11 protein-coding genes and 1 pseudogene are annotated in these 17,421 nt (G+C 58.1%); 2 read left to right on the top strand and 10 right to left on the bottom strand.

Annotated elements, in window-relative coordinates:
• Positions 1-11: 11 nt before the first annotated feature.
• Together AC1DH9_RS04990 and AC1DH9_RS04985 are read right to left on the bottom strand one after the other, a co-directional pair.
• Positions 12-773, bottom strand: a complete 762-nt coding sequence (locus tag AC1DH9_RS04990) for an iron-containing redox enzyme family protein (protein ID WP_427532242.1) — start codon at positions 771-773, stop codon at positions 12-14.
• Positions 774-851: 78 nt separating this feature from the next.
• Positions 852-3,135, bottom strand: a pseudogene (locus tag AC1DH9_RS04985) (diguanylate cyclase domain-containing protein).
• Positions 3,136-3,353: 218 nt separating this feature from the next.
• On the opposite strand from AC1DH9_RS04985, the gene AC1DH9_RS04980 reads away from it, so the two are divergent.
• Positions 3,354-7,541 carry a hypothetical protein gene (locus tag AC1DH9_RS04980; RefSeq protein WP_477807878.1) on the top strand — a complete coding sequence of 1,396 codons (4,188 nt, stop codon included), beginning with the start codon at positions 3,354-3,356 and terminating at the stop codon, positions 7,539-7,541.
• Between the two features lie 13 nt (positions 7,542-7,554).
• Here AC1DH9_RS04980 and AC1DH9_RS04975 read toward each other — a convergent pair whose 3' ends face one another.
• The 5 genes from AC1DH9_RS04975 to AC1DH9_RS04955 all read right to left on the bottom strand — a co-directional run bounded on the left by AC1DH9_RS04975 (position 7,555) and on the right by AC1DH9_RS04955 (position 11,961).
• Complete coding sequence (locus AC1DH9_RS04975; protein WP_427541447.1) at positions 7,555-9,372, bottom strand: ABC transporter ATP-binding protein; 1,818 nt, start codon at positions 9,370-9,372, stop codon at positions 7,555-7,557.
• Positions 9,365-9,967 carry a DsbA family protein gene (locus AC1DH9_RS04970; RefSeq protein ID WP_185019908.1) on the bottom strand — a complete coding sequence of 201 codons (603 nt, stop codon included), beginning with the start codon at positions 9,965-9,967 and terminating at the stop codon, positions 9,365-9,367. The genes AC1DH9_RS04975 and AC1DH9_RS04970 overlap by 8 nt, the downstream gene beginning before the upstream one ends.
• Positions 9,968-10,003: 36 nt before the next feature.
• A complete protein-coding gene (gene trhO / locus AC1DH9_RS04965) occupies positions 10,004-10,945 on the bottom strand; it encodes an oxygen-dependent tRNA uridine(34) hydroxylase TrhO (protein ID WP_427541450.1) in 942 nt (313 codons plus the stop codon).
• A gap of 178 nt (positions 10,946-11,123) precedes the next feature.
• On the bottom strand, positions 11,124-11,423 hold the full coding sequence (locus AC1DH9_RS04960) for a BolA family protein (protein WP_427541453.1): 300 nt from the start codon (positions 11,421-11,423) through the stop codon (positions 11,124-11,126).
• Between the two features lie 13 nt (positions 11,424-11,436).
• On the bottom strand, positions 11,437-11,961 hold the full coding sequence (locus tag AC1DH9_RS04955; protein WP_054593477.1) for a DUF2059 domain-containing protein: 525 nt from the start codon (positions 11,959-11,961) through the stop codon (positions 11,437-11,439).
• Positions 11,962-12,153: 192 nt separating this feature from the next.
• Between AC1DH9_RS04955 and AC1DH9_RS04950 the strand changes: the two genes are divergently transcribed.
• Positions 12,154-13,548: a class II fumarate hydratase gene (locus AC1DH9_RS04950; protein WP_477807877.1), complete on the top strand. Its 1,395-nt coding sequence runs from the start codon at positions 12,154-12,156 to the stop codon at positions 13,546-13,548.
• A gap of 122 nt (positions 13,549-13,670) precedes the next feature.
• Here AC1DH9_RS04950 and AC1DH9_RS04945 read toward each other — a convergent pair whose 3' ends face one another.
• The 3 genes from AC1DH9_RS04945 to pap all read right to left on the bottom strand — a co-directional run.
• On the bottom strand, positions 13,671-14,633 hold the full coding sequence (locus AC1DH9_RS04945) for a DMT family transporter (RefSeq protein WP_427541459.1): 963 nt from the start codon (positions 14,631-14,633) through the stop codon (positions 13,671-13,673).
• Between the two features lie 125 nt (positions 14,634-14,758).
• Positions 14,759-15,943 (bottom strand): thiolase family protein, encoded by a 1,185-nt coding sequence (locus AC1DH9_RS04940; RefSeq protein WP_427541462.1) that lies wholly within the window; start codon positions 15,941-15,943, stop codon positions 14,759-14,761.
• A 103-nt stretch (positions 15,944-16,046) separates the two neighbouring features.
• Positions 16,047-17,421 (bottom strand): polyphosphate:AMP phosphotransferase (gene pap / locus AC1DH9_RS04935; protein WP_477807876.1); only part of this gene is annotated, 1,375 nt, incomplete at its 5' end.

Here is a 17,421-nt window from a genome sequence, read left to right as displayed (position 1 = left end):
GATTTAATGGATCAGCTTTCGACCAGCGCCATCCTCTCCCGGGCTACCGGAACCCTTTCCGAGTGTTCCAGTTGCATGCAGCGTTCCAGGAACAGGTACATATAGTCGTAGCTCTTGCAGATCGCCTGACGCAGTTCAGCTTGCAGGGATCTGGTGGGGTTCAGGCCCGCCAGCGTGCAGATGATTTCCAGGGCTTCCCACGGATGGGCATCATCGTATTGAGCGTGCATTTTCAGCCACTTCATTGCGCGTTTGCGGTCGTCCTCAGGGAACGCTGCCGCATAGACTCCACTGGAACACACCAGCGCCGACCACTCCCCGGTCGCCCCTTCAATGGCATAGTTGGTTGCCGCAATGGCAACAATCAGCGAATCCGACGAGCTGGTATGCCAGCACCAATGACTCAACGCATGAAGCTCGGGTGCAACCTGCTGTGCCTGCAAATCATCAAGGCTGACGCCATGTGCACGACTCCAGTGCACCCAATAATCGGCATGATTAAGCTCAACCCGAATGTTGCGCATCAGCCAGCGACGCGCCATGTCCTCGCCGGGATGGCGGGCAAAGCGGGTCTTCGTCAGGTTTTGCGCCATGTACAACGCGAACTGTTCAACGACCGGCCAGCCACCAATCAGGTACTGACGCATGGTCCTTGCACTGAGTTTGTTGTCACGCATCCGCTGATACAGTTCATGTTCTACAACCCGACGCTTGCTCTCGCTGCAATCCCGGATCAGTTGCTGAGCCCAGGCGGGGTAACTTGCGGCTTCCATAAGCGGGCCGGATCTGTTGAATGTATCGATCACTGTCGCACTCCTTTTGATTGTGATGGTACGGATCAGCAAGAGACTTCAACGGAACGTGCCGGGCGCCTTGAATAACACAGGCTGCGGCCTGGTGGGCCGACAATGCAGGCTGTCGCAGGTAAACATTTGCGGGCGTTCGATAACATACCCCTGAGCATAATCCACCCCGATCTCCAGCAATGCCGGACATACCGGCGCAAAAGTCATCCAGCGAAAAATGGCATCCTAACCCTTTGAGTTCATTAATAAATCTGATTGCGCTGCCCAAATTGGAAATCGCGCTGGTTTCAGTGATTTCAAAACAAATCATTTCAGGCGGAATGGCATAGTCAATGAACTTCTCACGCAGGAAGTGCAGAAAAGCCTCATCACCGATGGTAATGCCTGACAGATTGATCGCACACATGGCCAAAGGCCCTTTACGCTCTTGCGCGATGCCCTGTGCAATGATCCTGAAAACATTCTCGACTACCCAACGATCCAGGGACGTCATGAGCCCATAACGCTCGGCAGCAGGAATGAAGCTGTCCGGCAGAATCATCCGCCCGGCTTCGTCATGCAGACGCAACAGGATTTCGATATGCCCACCGCCCCGCTCTGTGTGCCCCAGCGCAGCGATTTCCTGTGAGTACAGGCAAAAGCGGTTCTCTTCGAGCGCCATGTGCAGGCGCTGGACCCAGGCCATCTCGCCAAAACGCAGGGACAACTCGGAGTCGTCGGCATGATAGACCTGCACCCGATTGCGGCCCTTCTCCTTCGCCATGTAGCAAGCCATGTCGGCAGCACGCAATGAAGCTTCAAGGGTGGCCGGCGCTTGAATAATGTGCACCAGACCGATGCTGACGGTGGTCACGAATGGCCGGCCTTTCCAGACAAAGTGCAGGTTTTGTACCGTCTGGCGCAGGCCCTCGGCGATTTTTTCCGAGGCTTGCGGCGAGCAGTTTTCCAACAGAATGCCGAACTCGTCACCGCCCAATCGGGCCAGGGTGTCACCTTCGCGCAAACCTGACTGCAACAGCGCACAGATATGCCGCAGCAACTCATCACCCGCCGCATGCCCGCAGGTGTCGTTGACCAGTTTGAATTGGTCCAGATCGAGGAACATCAAGGCGTGCCGGGCCGGCTGACGCGTCAGATTGTGCAACGCCTGCTCCAGGCGATATTCGAATTCGCGGCGGTTGGCCAGCCCGGTTAGCGCGTCGTGAGTGGCCTGCCAGGAAAGATTGGCGATGTACTGCCGCTCCTGGGTCATGTCATGCAGTACCAGCACCGTGCCACTGACTTTACCGGCATTGCTGATCGGTGAACCCACCAGCGTGACTGAAACCGTGCTGCCATCCAGCCTCTGAATGAGTTTGGAATGTTCACTGCCACCACTGAGCTGACCGCTGAGAATATGCTCGATCAGTGTGAAACCATCCGCCTGGGCATTGTCATCCAGCAGATTGAACAAGGCAGCCAGCGGCAAACCGACTGCCTGCTCGGCTTTCCAGTGGGTCAACTCCTCCGCTGCCGGGTTCATGTAAGCAATGGCGCCTTCAACGTCGGTGGTGATCACACCATCGCCAATGGACTGTAAGGTGATTTGCGCGCGTTCCTTTTCCAGCTGCAAGGCATTGGCAAACGCATGGCGCTGAGCCAGTAGCTTATGGGTGCGCAAGAGTGCCAGGGCAATCAACCCCAACGCCGTGGCCAGGTTGGTGAAGAGCAACAACCGCAGAATCAGCCGCGAGCCCTCGCCCAGCGCGTCACTGAACGCTTTGGCGGCGGGAGTCACCGCTTCGTTGATGGAAAATATCCGGGCTTTCCAGCGCTGAATGTCAGCGTCGGTCGCCTGATTACCGGCGATGCGCTGATGCATTTCAAGGGCGACGTTGTCGAGCTGCATCAGGTAGGCATCACCCACGGTCCAGCGATCGATAGCGGTTTCCAGGTAACTGAAATGCCGGAAATTCAGGTACAGCCAGATCAGGCTTGAAACGTCATCGGGATGGTTGCCGCCCTTGAGGATGCCCCGTCGGGCGGCCTCGAGATCAGGCGGTTGATGTTCCAGCGCAACCCGCAGTTCATGCCCGCCCTGGGGAACCGAAATAGCCTTCTGGTACTTGAGGAAAATCGACTCGTCGCGACTGTCAGCGTAGAGATTGAGGTAATAGATGGCGTCTTTCTGGCCCTTGGACCACAGGCTTTCCCCAGCAACGTAGCCGCGAACCGCCGACAAAACGTACAGGCTGACGCCGCCCAACAGGGCCTGAAATAACACGACGGCGATAAATGGCCAGACGATGCCCAACAACCGTGGCGTTCCGAGGGTCCGCTTTTGCTTCATGAGATTCCTTGCACTGCACTGCCTGGTTGTCGTCCGGGCCAGATCGCTACAGCTAGACTAGGGTGCGTTCCCGGTTCCGGCAAGCAGAGGATCGGCCTCAATGCCGCCCACGTACGCCCCATATATGTATATACCGCCGATACCGGTTTCGAGATCTGTTTACTGGGCACTTCGGGCTCCCCCTATCCATTGCGGGACCMCTTTCAAAGGAGTGCAACATGACAGAGACGTCTTTACCTTCACCTGAACAACGCCCCCCGTCACCGGCGGACGAAGAGTTTCGCGCCAGACAGGCTCTGGGATTCAACGACRGCCCGGATATCGAAGACTTGGGCCTGCGCCCCACTGCCCAGGATCGAAGAAGGTTCAAGGCTATTCAACGCGCGGTCCCCAACCTCGCGCAACACATGACCATCGTCACTTACACGGCAAAACGCATCAATGTTCAAATCATCGACATCGTGAAGGCTTTCCTGAACGGCAAGCATTCCTTAATCAGTCATCTCGGCGCCTCTGTACTGGCTTCTGCCTCCATGGATCAACTGCGTGCGACGCCATCTGTATTCCTCCAGCGAATGTTGAACACGGTCGAAGCGCAAGACCTGGGCGACAGGCTGCTAAAGGCACTCAAGTGGTATGGCGCACGCCCTGGCGAACAGACTTCGGCGTCCGTACGCCATCAACTGGTTTGCAAAGCCATATGCCTTTACTTGCACGCTCCGTCAGCCGATGAGAAGGAACTCGCCGGATTCCGTTGGAATGATCGAGCTCACTGGGGCAAAAGCTACCAGACCCTGCGCAGCGATTTTGAACAGCACTTGCTGAGCACCAAACGGGTCACTGATGCAAAAGAGGCGGCCTTGCTCGCGCGGGTGTTCGAGACCCGTCTTTCAAAGGACTTCGCTGTGCGCGATATCCCGTCCGATCTTCCTTACAAAAGTTCGGTGGTGTGGGTGAACTTCATGCACGGCGTGCTGCTGGCAGATGAACTCGGCCTTGATCGATTGCAAGCGCTGTCCTTTCAACAACTCGTCGACTTGCCCCTGGCCCGGAGCGTCGACGCCTCGCCCGAACAACTTGAGCAGATTACTCGACTGAGGATGGTGCCAGCACTGGAATGGGCGGTCTGCTGCGGCATCGTTCAATCGCGAACAACATCCGATTACGACGAAGACGATATGAAGCGGGCGATGGCGGCACTGGAAAGCCACAGCGAGAGCCTGAACAACGCCATTATGACACTGGATTTGCCGCTTCCTGAAAGACTGAAGATGGCCAAACGGGTAAAGGATGATCTGTTTGGCGAGGCAATGTTCGAATCGGACGGGCTCAAGTTGCTGCGCGATGATCCACCGAGCGGCGGCCCCAAAGACACGCCCTCGTTGAAGCTGCCAGGCTATGCATTCCTGGATGTCTATGCCGACGGCCAATTCGATGACAATAGAAAATGGTTTGTTACCCGGTCCGACGGGAAAACACGAACCAGTCACTGGATCAAGATCGACGACAAGCGAACCCTGCGTCATGAGGAACTCTTTCGCAAGGATCATGAGGGGATCGAAAGGCGTGTGATTACCAGATACGGAGGCAAGACGTTGCCTGATATCAACACGCAGTTTGAAACAGACTTCACAAACTACCTCTCGAAAATCAGGACGGCCTATCAGCCCCTGATCACCAGCCTGCTGACCTCACTGCCACTGGCCGACCGCCAGGCCCTTGAACAGGGTGACATCCGCTTGCTGAGCCTGCACCTGGACGAAAAACTCATCAAGGTAAGGGGAGACATCCGGCCAAGAAAAGGTTTCGTTCTACAGGTGACCCACAATCATGAAATTACCTATTACGAACTGATCCCGAGTGCTGGCGTCATTCGTCGTCGACCCCACCTGAGAGTTTCAACAGTCAACGGGGTTCGCACCACGTTTCCATTGCACGCCTCGATCCCCGGACAAACCTATACTGCTGAAATCAGCACTACGCTGCTTCTCGATTGGGCCGCTCACTTAAATGGCACACAGCCTGCTGACAAAGCGTACTGCGTGGCGATCCTCGGCGTGGTAGGCGACGTGCCCACAGCTTCGCCAATCGCAGCCGTTAGCGATAGCGAAGTAACAGCGCTGGCATCCTCCCGTTTGAATGCAGTGGCCCACTATATTGCAACGAATTTCCTGTTCGTCGACGAACAACTGTTGCGTACCCAGGCTCGCGGCGTGACGGCATTCGACACCATCAGGACCAGAAGCGAACAAAGGATCAGTACGACCCTGGAAATAGCCAAAGGGCTTGTGCCCTTCTGGGGCAGTATCGAGGACATTTTGTCGGGCAAAATTGAGCGGATACTCATAGGCGCAGCCGGACTCGTGCTGGACCTGGCTTCATTCCTCACCCCTGTCGGGAAATTCATGTCAGGTTCGGTGCGTCTGATCAGGGCGGGCGCCAAAGCCTCGCAAATGACCGTCAAAGCAAGTCTGCCTTCCTTTTCAACCTTGACCCGAAAACTCCTGACTGCTTCGCTGAGCAACCTCAATCCGCTGGATGGGGTCCCGACACTACTCAAGACACTGGGAAGCGGTGCGTGGAAAGGACTGCATACGGCGGGACGCATCGGTGTCAGCGGGTTCAAGAAACTGACAGGACACGCCGACAGCTACCGACTGGTGCACAACCTGCCCCAGACAACCGATCCGGGGCGCTGGAAGCCGCTGGCAAACAGTGATCGACTGGCAACGGTCAATGGCGTCGATGATGTACTCGTGCGCAATACCAGCCCATCGGACCTGACCCGATTCCACCCCGTCGACCCGGTAACGTCCTTGCCCTATGGCCCCCGCCTGCACAATCACAGCAACAACCTCATACAGGGCCGGTCAACCTTCAAAACGTTCTCTCCTACCCAATCCCACGCCCTGGTAGAACTCCCGAAAGACGCCCATGTCCGTGAAGTACTTGAGGTCGATGGTCGAACCACACTGTTCGTTGATGACATTCCCTATCGTCTGGACGGCAACCAACTGCGCCGTGCCGACTTGATTGATGATCAGGCGATGTTCAGATCCTTGCCTTGCCGGGTACGTCGCGCCCCTGGTCCCGAGCTGTGTCAAACAAGCTACGTCACTCGCGACCCGGCTCCGACCCCTGCTATCGCTACTTTCGATGAGACCAAAGGCTGGGCCCCCTGGTTCGGAGACGCCATTTACATCCCCGCAACAGGCAGGGCACCGATGCAAGTGTCCTCAATAGCTGCCAATTCATCCCTCAAGGCCGTACTGGAGTTTCAGAAAGGGATGTATGGGCGGGTCATGGTCAGCGTTCCCGTATCCGGGCAAAAACTCGTCGATAAATTTCGCGTGGGCGCAACTATCGTAGAGTCAATCGACGGCTCAAAACATTACGTGTTCACGCGGTTGAGCGCGGGAGACTTTTACGTTACCTCGCGCGCAAAGGGCCAAAGCGTTAAAGACCTCCTGACCTTCAGAAAAGCCGACACCCTTCCTGACGAACTGAGGAAAGAGTTAATGGTGGTTTACACCGGCTCACTGAACTCCAACAACATGGTAAGAATCCATGGCCAGGAAGCGGTGGAGCGCGCATTGAGAGCCATGGATGAAATTGCCATTTCGATCGGTAGCCATGCCAGTCCGCCCGATACGCTCAAATGGCTCAAGGTCGATACCAGTCCAGCAGAAGCGGCCCTGTTCGATCACTCCACAAGAATGATCATCAGGAACTCCACCGATGGCGCCGCGACCTGGTCCTTGTCCAAGGCTACGCCGGACAGCGTGCGGGATACGACTGCGGAGGTTTTCAACACACTGTTTCAGAAAACCGTCATAACCCTGGAGTCGTCGGTTCAGGGCGGACCCAAGGCATTAAAAATCGATGACACAATGCGGCAACTACAAGAACTTATCAGCAAAAAAACCGGTCGGCCTTTGCACAACCCCAGGAACATCGCGTTCGTCGAAATCAAGACCAAGGCAGGGGTGCGTGAAGTGTATGTCAGCGTATCCGGTAGCAAGCGTGACACCGGCTTTTTGCCGTTGTTTGCCAAAAACAGAAATACGGATGAGGTAAAAGTCGGCAGTACGAGTTACTTCAATATAGATAACGGAACGCGCTTCCCGGAGACGGCACTTAGCGTAACTCCCCAAGGCAAGCTACAGGCGATCCCCCACACCATCGACAATATTGAGACATACACGCCTGCGCTCACATCTCGCCCCACCTCGCTGGACACCGAAAGCAAGCTCATCAGCGTCATACGAACCAAATACCCTGACCCTAAAGATCTTGATTCCATCACGATAGCCACCACTATGGCGCCTTGCGACTCATGCGCCGTCGTCATGAAGCAATTTGGATATGACGGTAACCCTGATGCACTGCAAGTGACCTGGAAATGACTTCGCGACTTTATTAGTGCTGCTGCAAATGCCCATACAGCTTGGCGTACAAACCACCATCAGCAATCAGTTGCTGATGGTCGCCATCCTCGGCAATTTGCCCGCCATCGAACACCAGCACCCGGTCGGCCTGCTTCACCGCAGACAAGCGGTGCGCAATGATCAGCGTGGTGCGGTGGCTCAGAAACCGCGCCAGTGCCTGGTGCAGGTTGTATTCGGTGGCGGCATCCAGCGCGGAGGTGGCCTCGTCGAGAATTACCACTTTCGGTTCGGCCAGCACCATTCGTGCAATCGCCAGGCGTTGGCGCTGGCCGCCGGACAAGCGCACACCCGAGCGACCGACGATGCTGTCCAGGCCGTTGGGTAGCTCCCGAACGGTCTGCTGCAACTGCGCGATTTCCAGTGCTTGCCAGCAGGCTTCGTCGCTGCGCTCGCGGCCCATGGTCAGGTTGGCGCGGATGGTGTCGTTGAACAGCGCCGGGTGTTGCAGAACCACGGCGACATTTTCGCGAACCGTTTCCAGACCGATTTCCTGCTGGGTCGAACCGCCAAAGCGGATCGTCCCGGCGAGTGGCGTGTACAGGCCCAGCAGCAACTGCACCAAGGTACTTTTTCCGCCACCGCTGGCGCCGACAATCGCGACTTTTTCACCGGGAGCGATGGACAGGTTCATCTGGTTCAACACCAACTCGTCGCCATAACCGAAACTCAATCCCTGGACTTCGATGCCGACGGTTTCGCGACCGCTGAACGGGTCGACGCCGCCCGGGTATTCCGGCTCATCGGCCCTTGCCAGCAGCTCGTTGATCCGCGATAGCGCACCGCCCGCGGCGTAGTAGGCGTATTGCAGATTCAACAGCTGTTCCACCGGACCGATCATGAACCACAGGTAACTGAACACCGCGAGCATCTGGCCGATGGACAGATCGGAGAACAACACAGTGAGCATGGCGGCGGCGCGGAAAATATCGATGCCGAACTGGAACAGCAAACCGCTGGCACGGTTCGAGGCATCGGTTTTCCACTGCGAAGTCACCGCGTAATCGCGTACCTCGCGCGCGCGCTGGCCGAGGCGCCCGAGGAAAAAGCCCTGACGGTTGCCGGCGCGCACCTCCTGAATGGAATCGAGGGTTTCGGTCAACGCCTGAGTGAACCGCGAGGTGCTGTCGTTCTCGAGTTTCTTCAGGTGTTTGACCCGCTTGCCCAACTGCACGGTGGCGTAGATCACCAGCGGGTTGAACAACAGGATCAGCAGCGCCAGCTTCCAGTGCATCCACACCAGAATCCCCGCCGTGCCGACCAGTGTGAGCATCGCCACCAGAAAGCGGCTAAGGGTTTCACCGACGAATTTATCGAGCGTGTCCAGGTCGGTGACCAGGTGCGTGGTCACCGTGCCACTGCCCAGGCTTTCGTACTCGCCAAGAGAAATACGCTTGAGCCGCTCGATCAGCCGCACGCGAATACGATAAACGATGTCCTTGGCCAGCCCCGCAAACAGACGCGCCTGCAAGACGTTGAACATCAATGCGCCGCAACGCAGGGTCAAGGTCACCAGCAACATCAAGCCGATGTAACCGGCAGCACGTTGCCAGCCGGAAGGCAGCACGTGGTTCATGACGTTCAGTGCGGCGTCGCCATGCCCCAGCAACACTTCGTCCACCAGCAATGGCAGCAGTAAAGGGATTGGCACACTGCACAGGGTCGCCAATACGGCGACGCCGTTGGCGATCCACAAGGATTTTTTATGTTGAAGTGCCAGTCGACGGATTTCCGCCCAACTCAGCCGATCGACCCGCTTGGGTTGTGGTGCATCATCGGCTTGCTCATACACAGGCTGCGCGCTCCAGCCAACGGCCGAGCAACGGAGCCAGTTCGCTGAGCGGTTGATAACCATTGGTCAACAGTGCCAGTTGACCATTGCGCTCGGCGAGCAAGGTCGGGAAACCGGCGATGCCCAGATCCTGAACCCAGGTGAAGTCTGCCGCCGTCGCCGCATGCTGATCAGCACGGTCGAACGCTGCCGCGAACTCGATACGGGGCAAGCCGGCTTGTTCAGCCAACTCCACCAACACGCTGGCGCGGGTGACATCCCGACCCTCGGCATAAAAAGCCTGCTGGATGAGCTTGAGCAGTTTCCAGGCGCAATCCGGTGCCAGACTGCGCGCCGTCACCAGCGCGCGACAGGCCGGTTCAGTGTCGTAGACAAAACCGTCGGGCAGCGCGCCTTCGAACTTGAACGGCTGGCCGGTGGCTTCGGCGACTGCCTGCCAGTGTTCGAGAATGTAGCGCCGCGTGGTGGGTTCCAGTGCCGCACCACTGCCGGTGCGCAAACCGCCAACGACCAAATGCACGTCAACGCCCGCAGCCTGCGCCTGCTCGACCAGCGCCTCGGCTACCGGAGCGAAGCCCCAGCACCAGGAACACATCGGATCCATTACGTAGAGTAGGCGCGCGGACATGGTTCAGGCCTCGGTGTTGGATTGCTTGTAGTTGTAACCAATCGGGTGCGGCTGATTACGGGCCTTGGCCAGTTCGATCTGTTTCTGCCGGTCAATCGCACTGCGACGGGTCTTCTCACTCAGCTTATCCCAGCAATGCGGGCAGCTGATGCCGGCGACGTAGTGCTCGGATGCGCGGTCTTCCACACTCACTGGCGTACGACAGGCATGACATTGATCGTAGTCGCCTTCGCTCAGGTCGTGGCGAACGGTGACACGGTTATCGAACACAAAGCAGTCGCCCTGCCATTTGGTTTCTTCCTGCGGCACCTCTTCGAGGTACTTGAGGATTCCGCCCTTGAGGTGGAAGACTTCATCGAAGCCCTGGCCGAGCATGTAGCTCGAAGCCTTTTCACAGCGAATGCCGCCAGTGCAGAACATCGCGACTTTCTTGTGCTTGGCCGGGTCGAAGTTGGCTTTGATGTAGTCGGGGAATTCGCGAAAACTGGTGGTCTTCGGATCGATCGCGCCTTCGAAGGTGCCGATCGACACTTCGTAGTCGTTGCGGGTATCGATCAGCAGCACTTCAGGGTCGCTGATCAACGCGTTCCAGTCCTGCGGATCAACGTAGGTGCCGACCTTCTTGTTCGGGTCAACGCCTTCAACACCCAGGGTGACGATCTCTTTCTTGAGCTTGACCTTGGTGCGGTAGAACGGCTGCTCGTCGCAGTACGACTCTTTGTGGTCGATGTCGTCCATGCGCGGGTCGTTCTTGAGCCAGGCCATCAGCCCGTCGATGCCTTCGCGGCTTCCGGAAACCGTGCCGTTGATGCCTTCTTCGGCAATCAGCAAGGTGCCTTTGATGCCGTTGTCGACCATCGCCTGCAACAGTGGCTCGCGCAGGGCGACGTAATCTTCAAGGGTGACGAACTTATACAGTGCCGCCACGACAATCTGTTGTGTCATGGGTGATTCTCCAGGTGGCTACCCGCGTAAGGGGTGAACCGGATGCGAAAAAAAACGCGCCGGCTAAGCGGCGCGTTGCGGATTCTAACAAAAACACTGTGGTTTTAGGACTGTGGTGTTTCACCTGTGGCGAGGGAGCTTGCTCCCTCGCCACAACAGCCCCTCACAACCATCAGAATCAGTGCTTGCTACCGCCAGCACAGGTCGGCGAGGCAGGTGCCGCGCCGGTCTTTGCCCATTCCTCAGGCGTATAGGTATGCAGCGCCAACGCATGGAACTCGCCCATCAGGTCACCCAATGTGGCGTAGACCTTCTGGTGACGCTTGACGCTGTTGAGCCCGGCAAATTGCTCGCTGACCACCACGGCCTTGAAGTGGGTTTGCAGCCCGCGGCTGTGCATATGACTTTCGTCCAGCACCTCCAGATGTGCAGGTTGCAACGCGTTCAGTGCCGATTCAATACGATGCTGCATGGTCATTGCGGGGCTCCGCTCAAGGCTTTTTCTTGGCTGGAGCAGCGGCGTCTTTCGGCGTCAGCTCGGCAGTCATGTCAGCCAGCAACTTGTTGACCACAGGCACCGCGCTTTCCAGCTTGGCTTGAGTCATCTGGGCGGATTGCTGAGTCAGCTGAGGCATTTTTTCCAGGACTTTCTTGCCCAGTGGCGACTGGTAGAACGCAACCAGGTCCTTGAGCTCGGATTCGCTGAAGTTGGTGGTGTAGAGCTTGACCATGTCCGGCTTCAGTTTGTTCCAGCCAATGGCTTGGTCCAGAGCGGCGTTGGCCTTGGCCTGGTAGGTTTCCAGCAAGGCTTTTTTCGATTCCGGCGCTTTGGTTTGTTCAAAGCGCTGGGCGAACATTTGCTGCACTTGCATGTACACCGGTGTGCCCAGTTTGTCAGCATGCGCCAGGGTCAGGAAAGCTTCGGCACTGGCGTTGTGGCTGGCGGTATCGGCGAAAACCTGGCCGCTGGCACAGACCAGAGCAACCGCGGTACAGATGGCACGAAGACGAGTCATCGAGTTTCCTTTTCTAGCAGGCGAGGTAAAACCCCAAGGGGGGCCATTCTGCGCCTAAAAAACTCATGCGCTCAACCCCTCCCCCTTGCCAGGCCTGATTTTCAGGACCGAACGGTTAAAAAAACGACTGATGGAACCCCAAGCGTCATTCACGACCTAAACTTCGCTATCAGACCTACAGGAATGTAACCGATGAGCCGTATAGAAACCGACAGCCTTGGCCCAGTGGAAGTCCCGGATGAAGCCTACTGGGGCGCTCAGACGCAGCGCTCGCTGATTAACTTTGCCATCGGCAATGAACGCATGCCGCTGGCCGTACTGCACGCCTTGGCCCTGATCAAAAAAGCCGCGGCACGGGTCAATAGTCGCAACGGCGATCTGCCGGCCGACATTGCCCGGCTGATCGAACAGGCTGCCGACGAAGTGCTCGACGGCCAGCATGACGACCAGTTTCCGCTGGTGGTCTGGCAGACCGGCAGTGGCACCCAAAGCAACATGAACGTCAACGAAGTGATCGCCGGCCGTGCCAACGAACTGGCCGGCAATCCCCGTGGCGGCAAGGCTCCGGTGCACCCCAACGACCACGTCAATCGCTCGCAAAGCTCCAACGACAGCTTCCCCACCGCCATGCATATCGCCACGGTGCAAGCCGTGCAACAGCATCTGTTGCCGGCCATCGCTGAACTCTCCGCCGGCCTGGCCGAGCAGGCCGCACGGCACATGAAACTGGTGAAGACCGGTCGCACGCACATGATGGATGCCACGCCGATCACCTTCGGCCAGGAGCTTTCGGCGTTCATCGCCCAGCTCGATTACGCCGAACGTGCGATCCGCAGCGCCTTGCCGGCCGTCTGCGAGCTGGCTCAGGGCGGTACTGCGGTGGGGACCGGCCTCAACTCGCCCCATGGCTTTGGCGAAGCGATTGCCTCAGAGCTGGCCGCCCTCTCCGGCCTACCGTTTATCACCGCGCCGAACAAGTTTGCCGCACTGGCCGGACACGAACCGTTGACCACTTTGTCCGGCGCGCTGAAAACCCTCGCCGTGACCCTGATGRAAATCGCCAACGACTTGCGCTTGCTGGGCTCCGGGCCACGGGCAGGTTTCGCCGAGGTCAAGCTGCCCGCCAACGAGCCCGGCAGTTCGATCATGCCCGGCAAGGTCAATCCGACTCAGTGCGAAGCGCTGTCGATGCTCGCCTGCCAGGTGCTGGGCAACGACGTGGCGATTGGCTTCGCCGCCAGCCAGGGTCACCTGCAACTGAACGTGTTCAAGCCGGTGATCATTCACAACCTGCTGCAATCGATCCGCTTGCTCGCCGATGGCTGCAGTAATTTTCAGCAGCATTGCATTGCAGGCCTTGAACCGGATGCCGAGCAGATGGCGGCTCACCTGGAACGCGGCTTGATGCTGGTGACGGCGCTGAACCCGCACATCGGCTACGACAAATCCGCCGAGATTGCCAAGAAAGCCTATGCCGAAGGGCTGACCCTGCGTGAGGCGGCGTTGCAGCTGGGTTATCTGACGGATGAGCAGTTTGATGCCTGGGTGCGGCCGGAGAATATGCTGGAGGCTGGGAAGCAGGGGTGAATCTGAACGTTATTTAGCGCCTGGCAGTCAGTCATCGCGAGCAGGCTCGCTCCCACAGTGGTTTTGCATACATCACAAATCCAATGTGGGAGCGAGCCTGCTCGCGATGAACGATAATGCGRTTATCGAGTGACCGCAGCCCGTATCCGCCGGGCCTTGAGCCCGGCGATCAGCGACGGCCCCAACGCGACCAGCGCCGACCCCAGCACCACCAGCACTGCACCGCCATACGCCAGACTGTTGATCTGTTCGGCCTGTACATACTCGGGCCACAACCAGGCGGCCAGCGCCACGGCCCCGAAGGTCACCAACGGTGTGATGGCAAGCGTCGCACTGACCCTCGACGCCTCCCAATGCGCCAGCGCTTCGGCAAAAGCGCCGTAAGCGATCAGCGTGTTCAGGCAGCATGCGAGCAGCAACCAGCCTTGCAGCGGGCTCAGTTGCAAAGCTTCCAATGGATGCACCCATGGCGTCAGCAACAAGGCGCAAAACAGGTAGATCACCATCATCACCTGCAACGAATTCCACGCCGTCAGCAATTGTTTCTGGCCCAGCGCATAGAAGGTCCAGACGGTCGACGCCGCCAGTACCAGCAACACGCCTGCGGTGTAATCACTCAACGATGTCAACAACTCGCTCAGCCGCTGATTGAAAAACAGCCCGAACCCCAACAACAGCACCAGCAGGCCAATCCCCTGCCCCACGCTGAAACGCTCCTTGAACACAAACAGGCTGGCGATCAGCAACAGGATCGGCCCCATCTGCACGACTAATTGCGCGGTCCCCGGACTCAACAGGTTCAGGCCCATCAGGTACAACACGTAATTGCCCACCAGTCCGAGTACCGCCATCAGCACCAGCCAGCCACCTTTAGGCCCGAGCACCTGTCGGCTCGGCAGACGCTTGGTCGCCGCCAGATAAAGGAACAGAAAGCTGCCGGACACGATCAGCCGAAACCAGGTCACCGTGACCGGGTCCATCACCAGCAACACCTGCTTGAGTTTGATCGGCAGGATTCCCCACAAAAACGCGGTCAGCAAGGCGAGGAACAGACCATAAACCCAGCGACCGGACGAAATGTGCATGGAAACCCCAAAAGGCTGACGGCGAGAAAAGCCATTCTAGGCTGCCGGCGAGGCATCACACAGGAACAGTTGGCGAAAGGCCGTAAATGAGACTGTATCGGTCGCACCGAAACAGTCCTTCGGACTTACCGCACCGCTTCAAACAGCCCCGTAGCGCCCATCCCGCCGCCCACGCACATGGTCACGATGCCGTAACGCAGGTTACGCCGTTGCAGCTCACGCACCAGATGGCCGACCTGACGCGAACCGGTCATGCCGAACGGGTGGCCGATGGAGATCGAGCCGCCGTTGACGTTGTATTTTTCGTTATCGATTTCCAGGCGATTGCGGCTGTACAGGCACTGCGAAGCAAAGGCTTCGTTGAGTTCCCACAGGTCGATATCCGCGACCTGCAAGCCCTTGGCCTTGAGCAGCTTTGGCACCGAGAACACCGGGCCGATGCCCATTTCGTCCGGCGCGCAACCGGCAACGGTGAAACCACGGAAGAAGGCCTTCGGCTTGAGACCGAGCTGCAGTGCTTTTTCCAGGCTCATCACCAGGGTCATCGAAGCACCATCAGACAGTTGCGAGGAATTGCCGGCCGTGACCGAACCGTCTTCGGCAAACACCGGCTTCAATCCCGCCAGGCTTTCGTAAGTGGTGTCCGGTCGGTTGCAGTCATCGCGATCGACAATGCCTTCCAGGATTTGCACCTGGCCGGTGTTTTTGTCCTCGACCCGGTACTTCACCGCCATCGGTACGATTTCATCGCTGAACAATCCGGCAGCCTGCGCCTGAGCGGTACGCAGCTGGCTTTGCAGCGCGTAGCGGTCCTGTTCTTCGCGGCTGACGTTATAGCGACGAGCGACGATTTCTGCGGTCTGGCCCATCGGGAAGTAGATGCCCGGCACCTGCTCCTTGAGCAACGGGTTGATCAGGTTGTCGGTGTTGACGCTTTTCATCGTCAGGCTGATCGACTCGACGCCACCCGCTACGATGATCTCGCTGCAACCCGAAGCAATCTGATTGGCCGCGATCGCAATCGCCTGCGACCCCGAGGAGCAGAAGCGGTTGAGGGTCATGCCACCGGTGCCGATGCCCAGATGCGAAAGCACCGCCACGTTGCGACCGATATTGAAACCCTGGGCGCCTTCGTTGGAGCCGGCGCCAACGATGCAATCCTCGACACTGGCCGGGTCGATGTCATTGCGTTTCAGCAGCGCGTTGACACAATGGGCCGCCATGTCGTCCGGACGCGTCTGGTTGAACTTGCCGCGAAAGGATTTGGCCAGGCCGGTTCGCACGCTATCGACGATCACTACTTCACGCATGGCATACCTCATTGTTGTTGTCGTTCAGGAAGTGGATCGAGCATAAATCCGGCTCCCGGCCGACCGCGACAATCATTCACCCCGCGTATGCGAACCCATTGGGCTACTTCTTGTCCTTCTTCAGTTTCTTCTCGCGCTTGTCGGATTTCTCGAAGGCGTCTTCCAGCGCACGGTTGAGGGTGCGCAGCACTTTGACCCGAGCCCAGCGTTTATCGTTGGCTTCCACCAGGGTCCAGGGTGAAACCTCGGTGCTGGTGCGGTCGACCATATCGCCGACAGCCGTCCGGTAGTCGTCCCACTTCTCGCGGTTGCGCCAGTCGTCCTCGGTGATCTTGAAGCGTTTGAAGGGAATGGCTTCGCGCTCCTGGAAACGTTCCAGTTGGGTCTGTTTGTCGATGGCCAGCCAGAACTTCACGACGATCACCCCAGAGGCGCTGATCTGCTCTTCGAAGTCGTTGATTTCGCTATAGGCGCGAAGCCAGTCGGCCTGGCTGCAAAAGCCCTCTACGCGCTCCACCAGCACCCGGCCATACCAGGAACGGTCGAAGACAGTGAATTTTCCCCGTGCCGGGATCTGTCGCCAGAAGCGCCACAAATACGGCTGGGCGCGTTCGTCCTCCGTCGGCGCGGCAATCGGCACGATGCTGTACTGACGCGGGTCGAGTGCGGCGGCCACGCGACGAATCGCCCCCCCCTTGCCCGCTGCGTCGTTACCCTCGAATACCGCGATCAGTGCGTGGCGGCGCATGCGCTTGTCACGCATCAGGCCGGACAACCGTGCCTGCTCGGTAATCAGTTGCTCCTCGTAATCGTCCTTCTCCAGCCGCTGGCTCATGTCCAGACTACCGAGCAAACTCAAGTGATCGACACTGGCCGACAGCGGCGCAGCGCTGACTTTGTCCGGGTTGATCCTGGGCCGCTTGAGGGCATTTTGCAGACCRTCGAGCAGGATCTTGCCCACGGTCAGGCTGCGGTAATGGGCATCCACACCTTCGATCACATGCCAGGGTGCATAGTCGCGGCTGGTGCGGCGAATCACCCGCTCACCATACTGCACGAACTTGTCGTAGGTTTTCGATTGCTGCCAGTCCAGCGGGCTGATGCGCCAGCTGTGCAACGGGTCGTCCTGCAAGGACTTGAGGCGCGCCTTCATTTGTTGCTTGGACAGGTGAAACCAGAATTTGAAGATCACTGCGCCTTCATCGCAGAGCATTTTCTCCAGGCGCTCGGTCTGGTTGATCGCTTGATCGAGCACCGCATCCTTGAACAGACCATGGACACGGCCTTGCAGCATCTGGCTGTACCAGTTGCCGAAAAACACCCCCATCCGCCCTTTGGCCGGGAGCATCCGCCAATAGCGCCAGGCCGGTGGTCGCGCCAGCTCTTCATCGGTTTGCTGATCGAAGGTGCGCACCTCGATCAATCGCGGGTCCATCCACTCATTGAGCATCAATCGCGGGTCCATCCACTCATTGAGC

It is taken from the genome of Pseudomonas sp. 05T35 (assembly GCF_056396605.1).
Note: the sequence above shows the minus strand (reverse complement) of the source record. Positions and strands in the feature narration are given on the sequence as shown.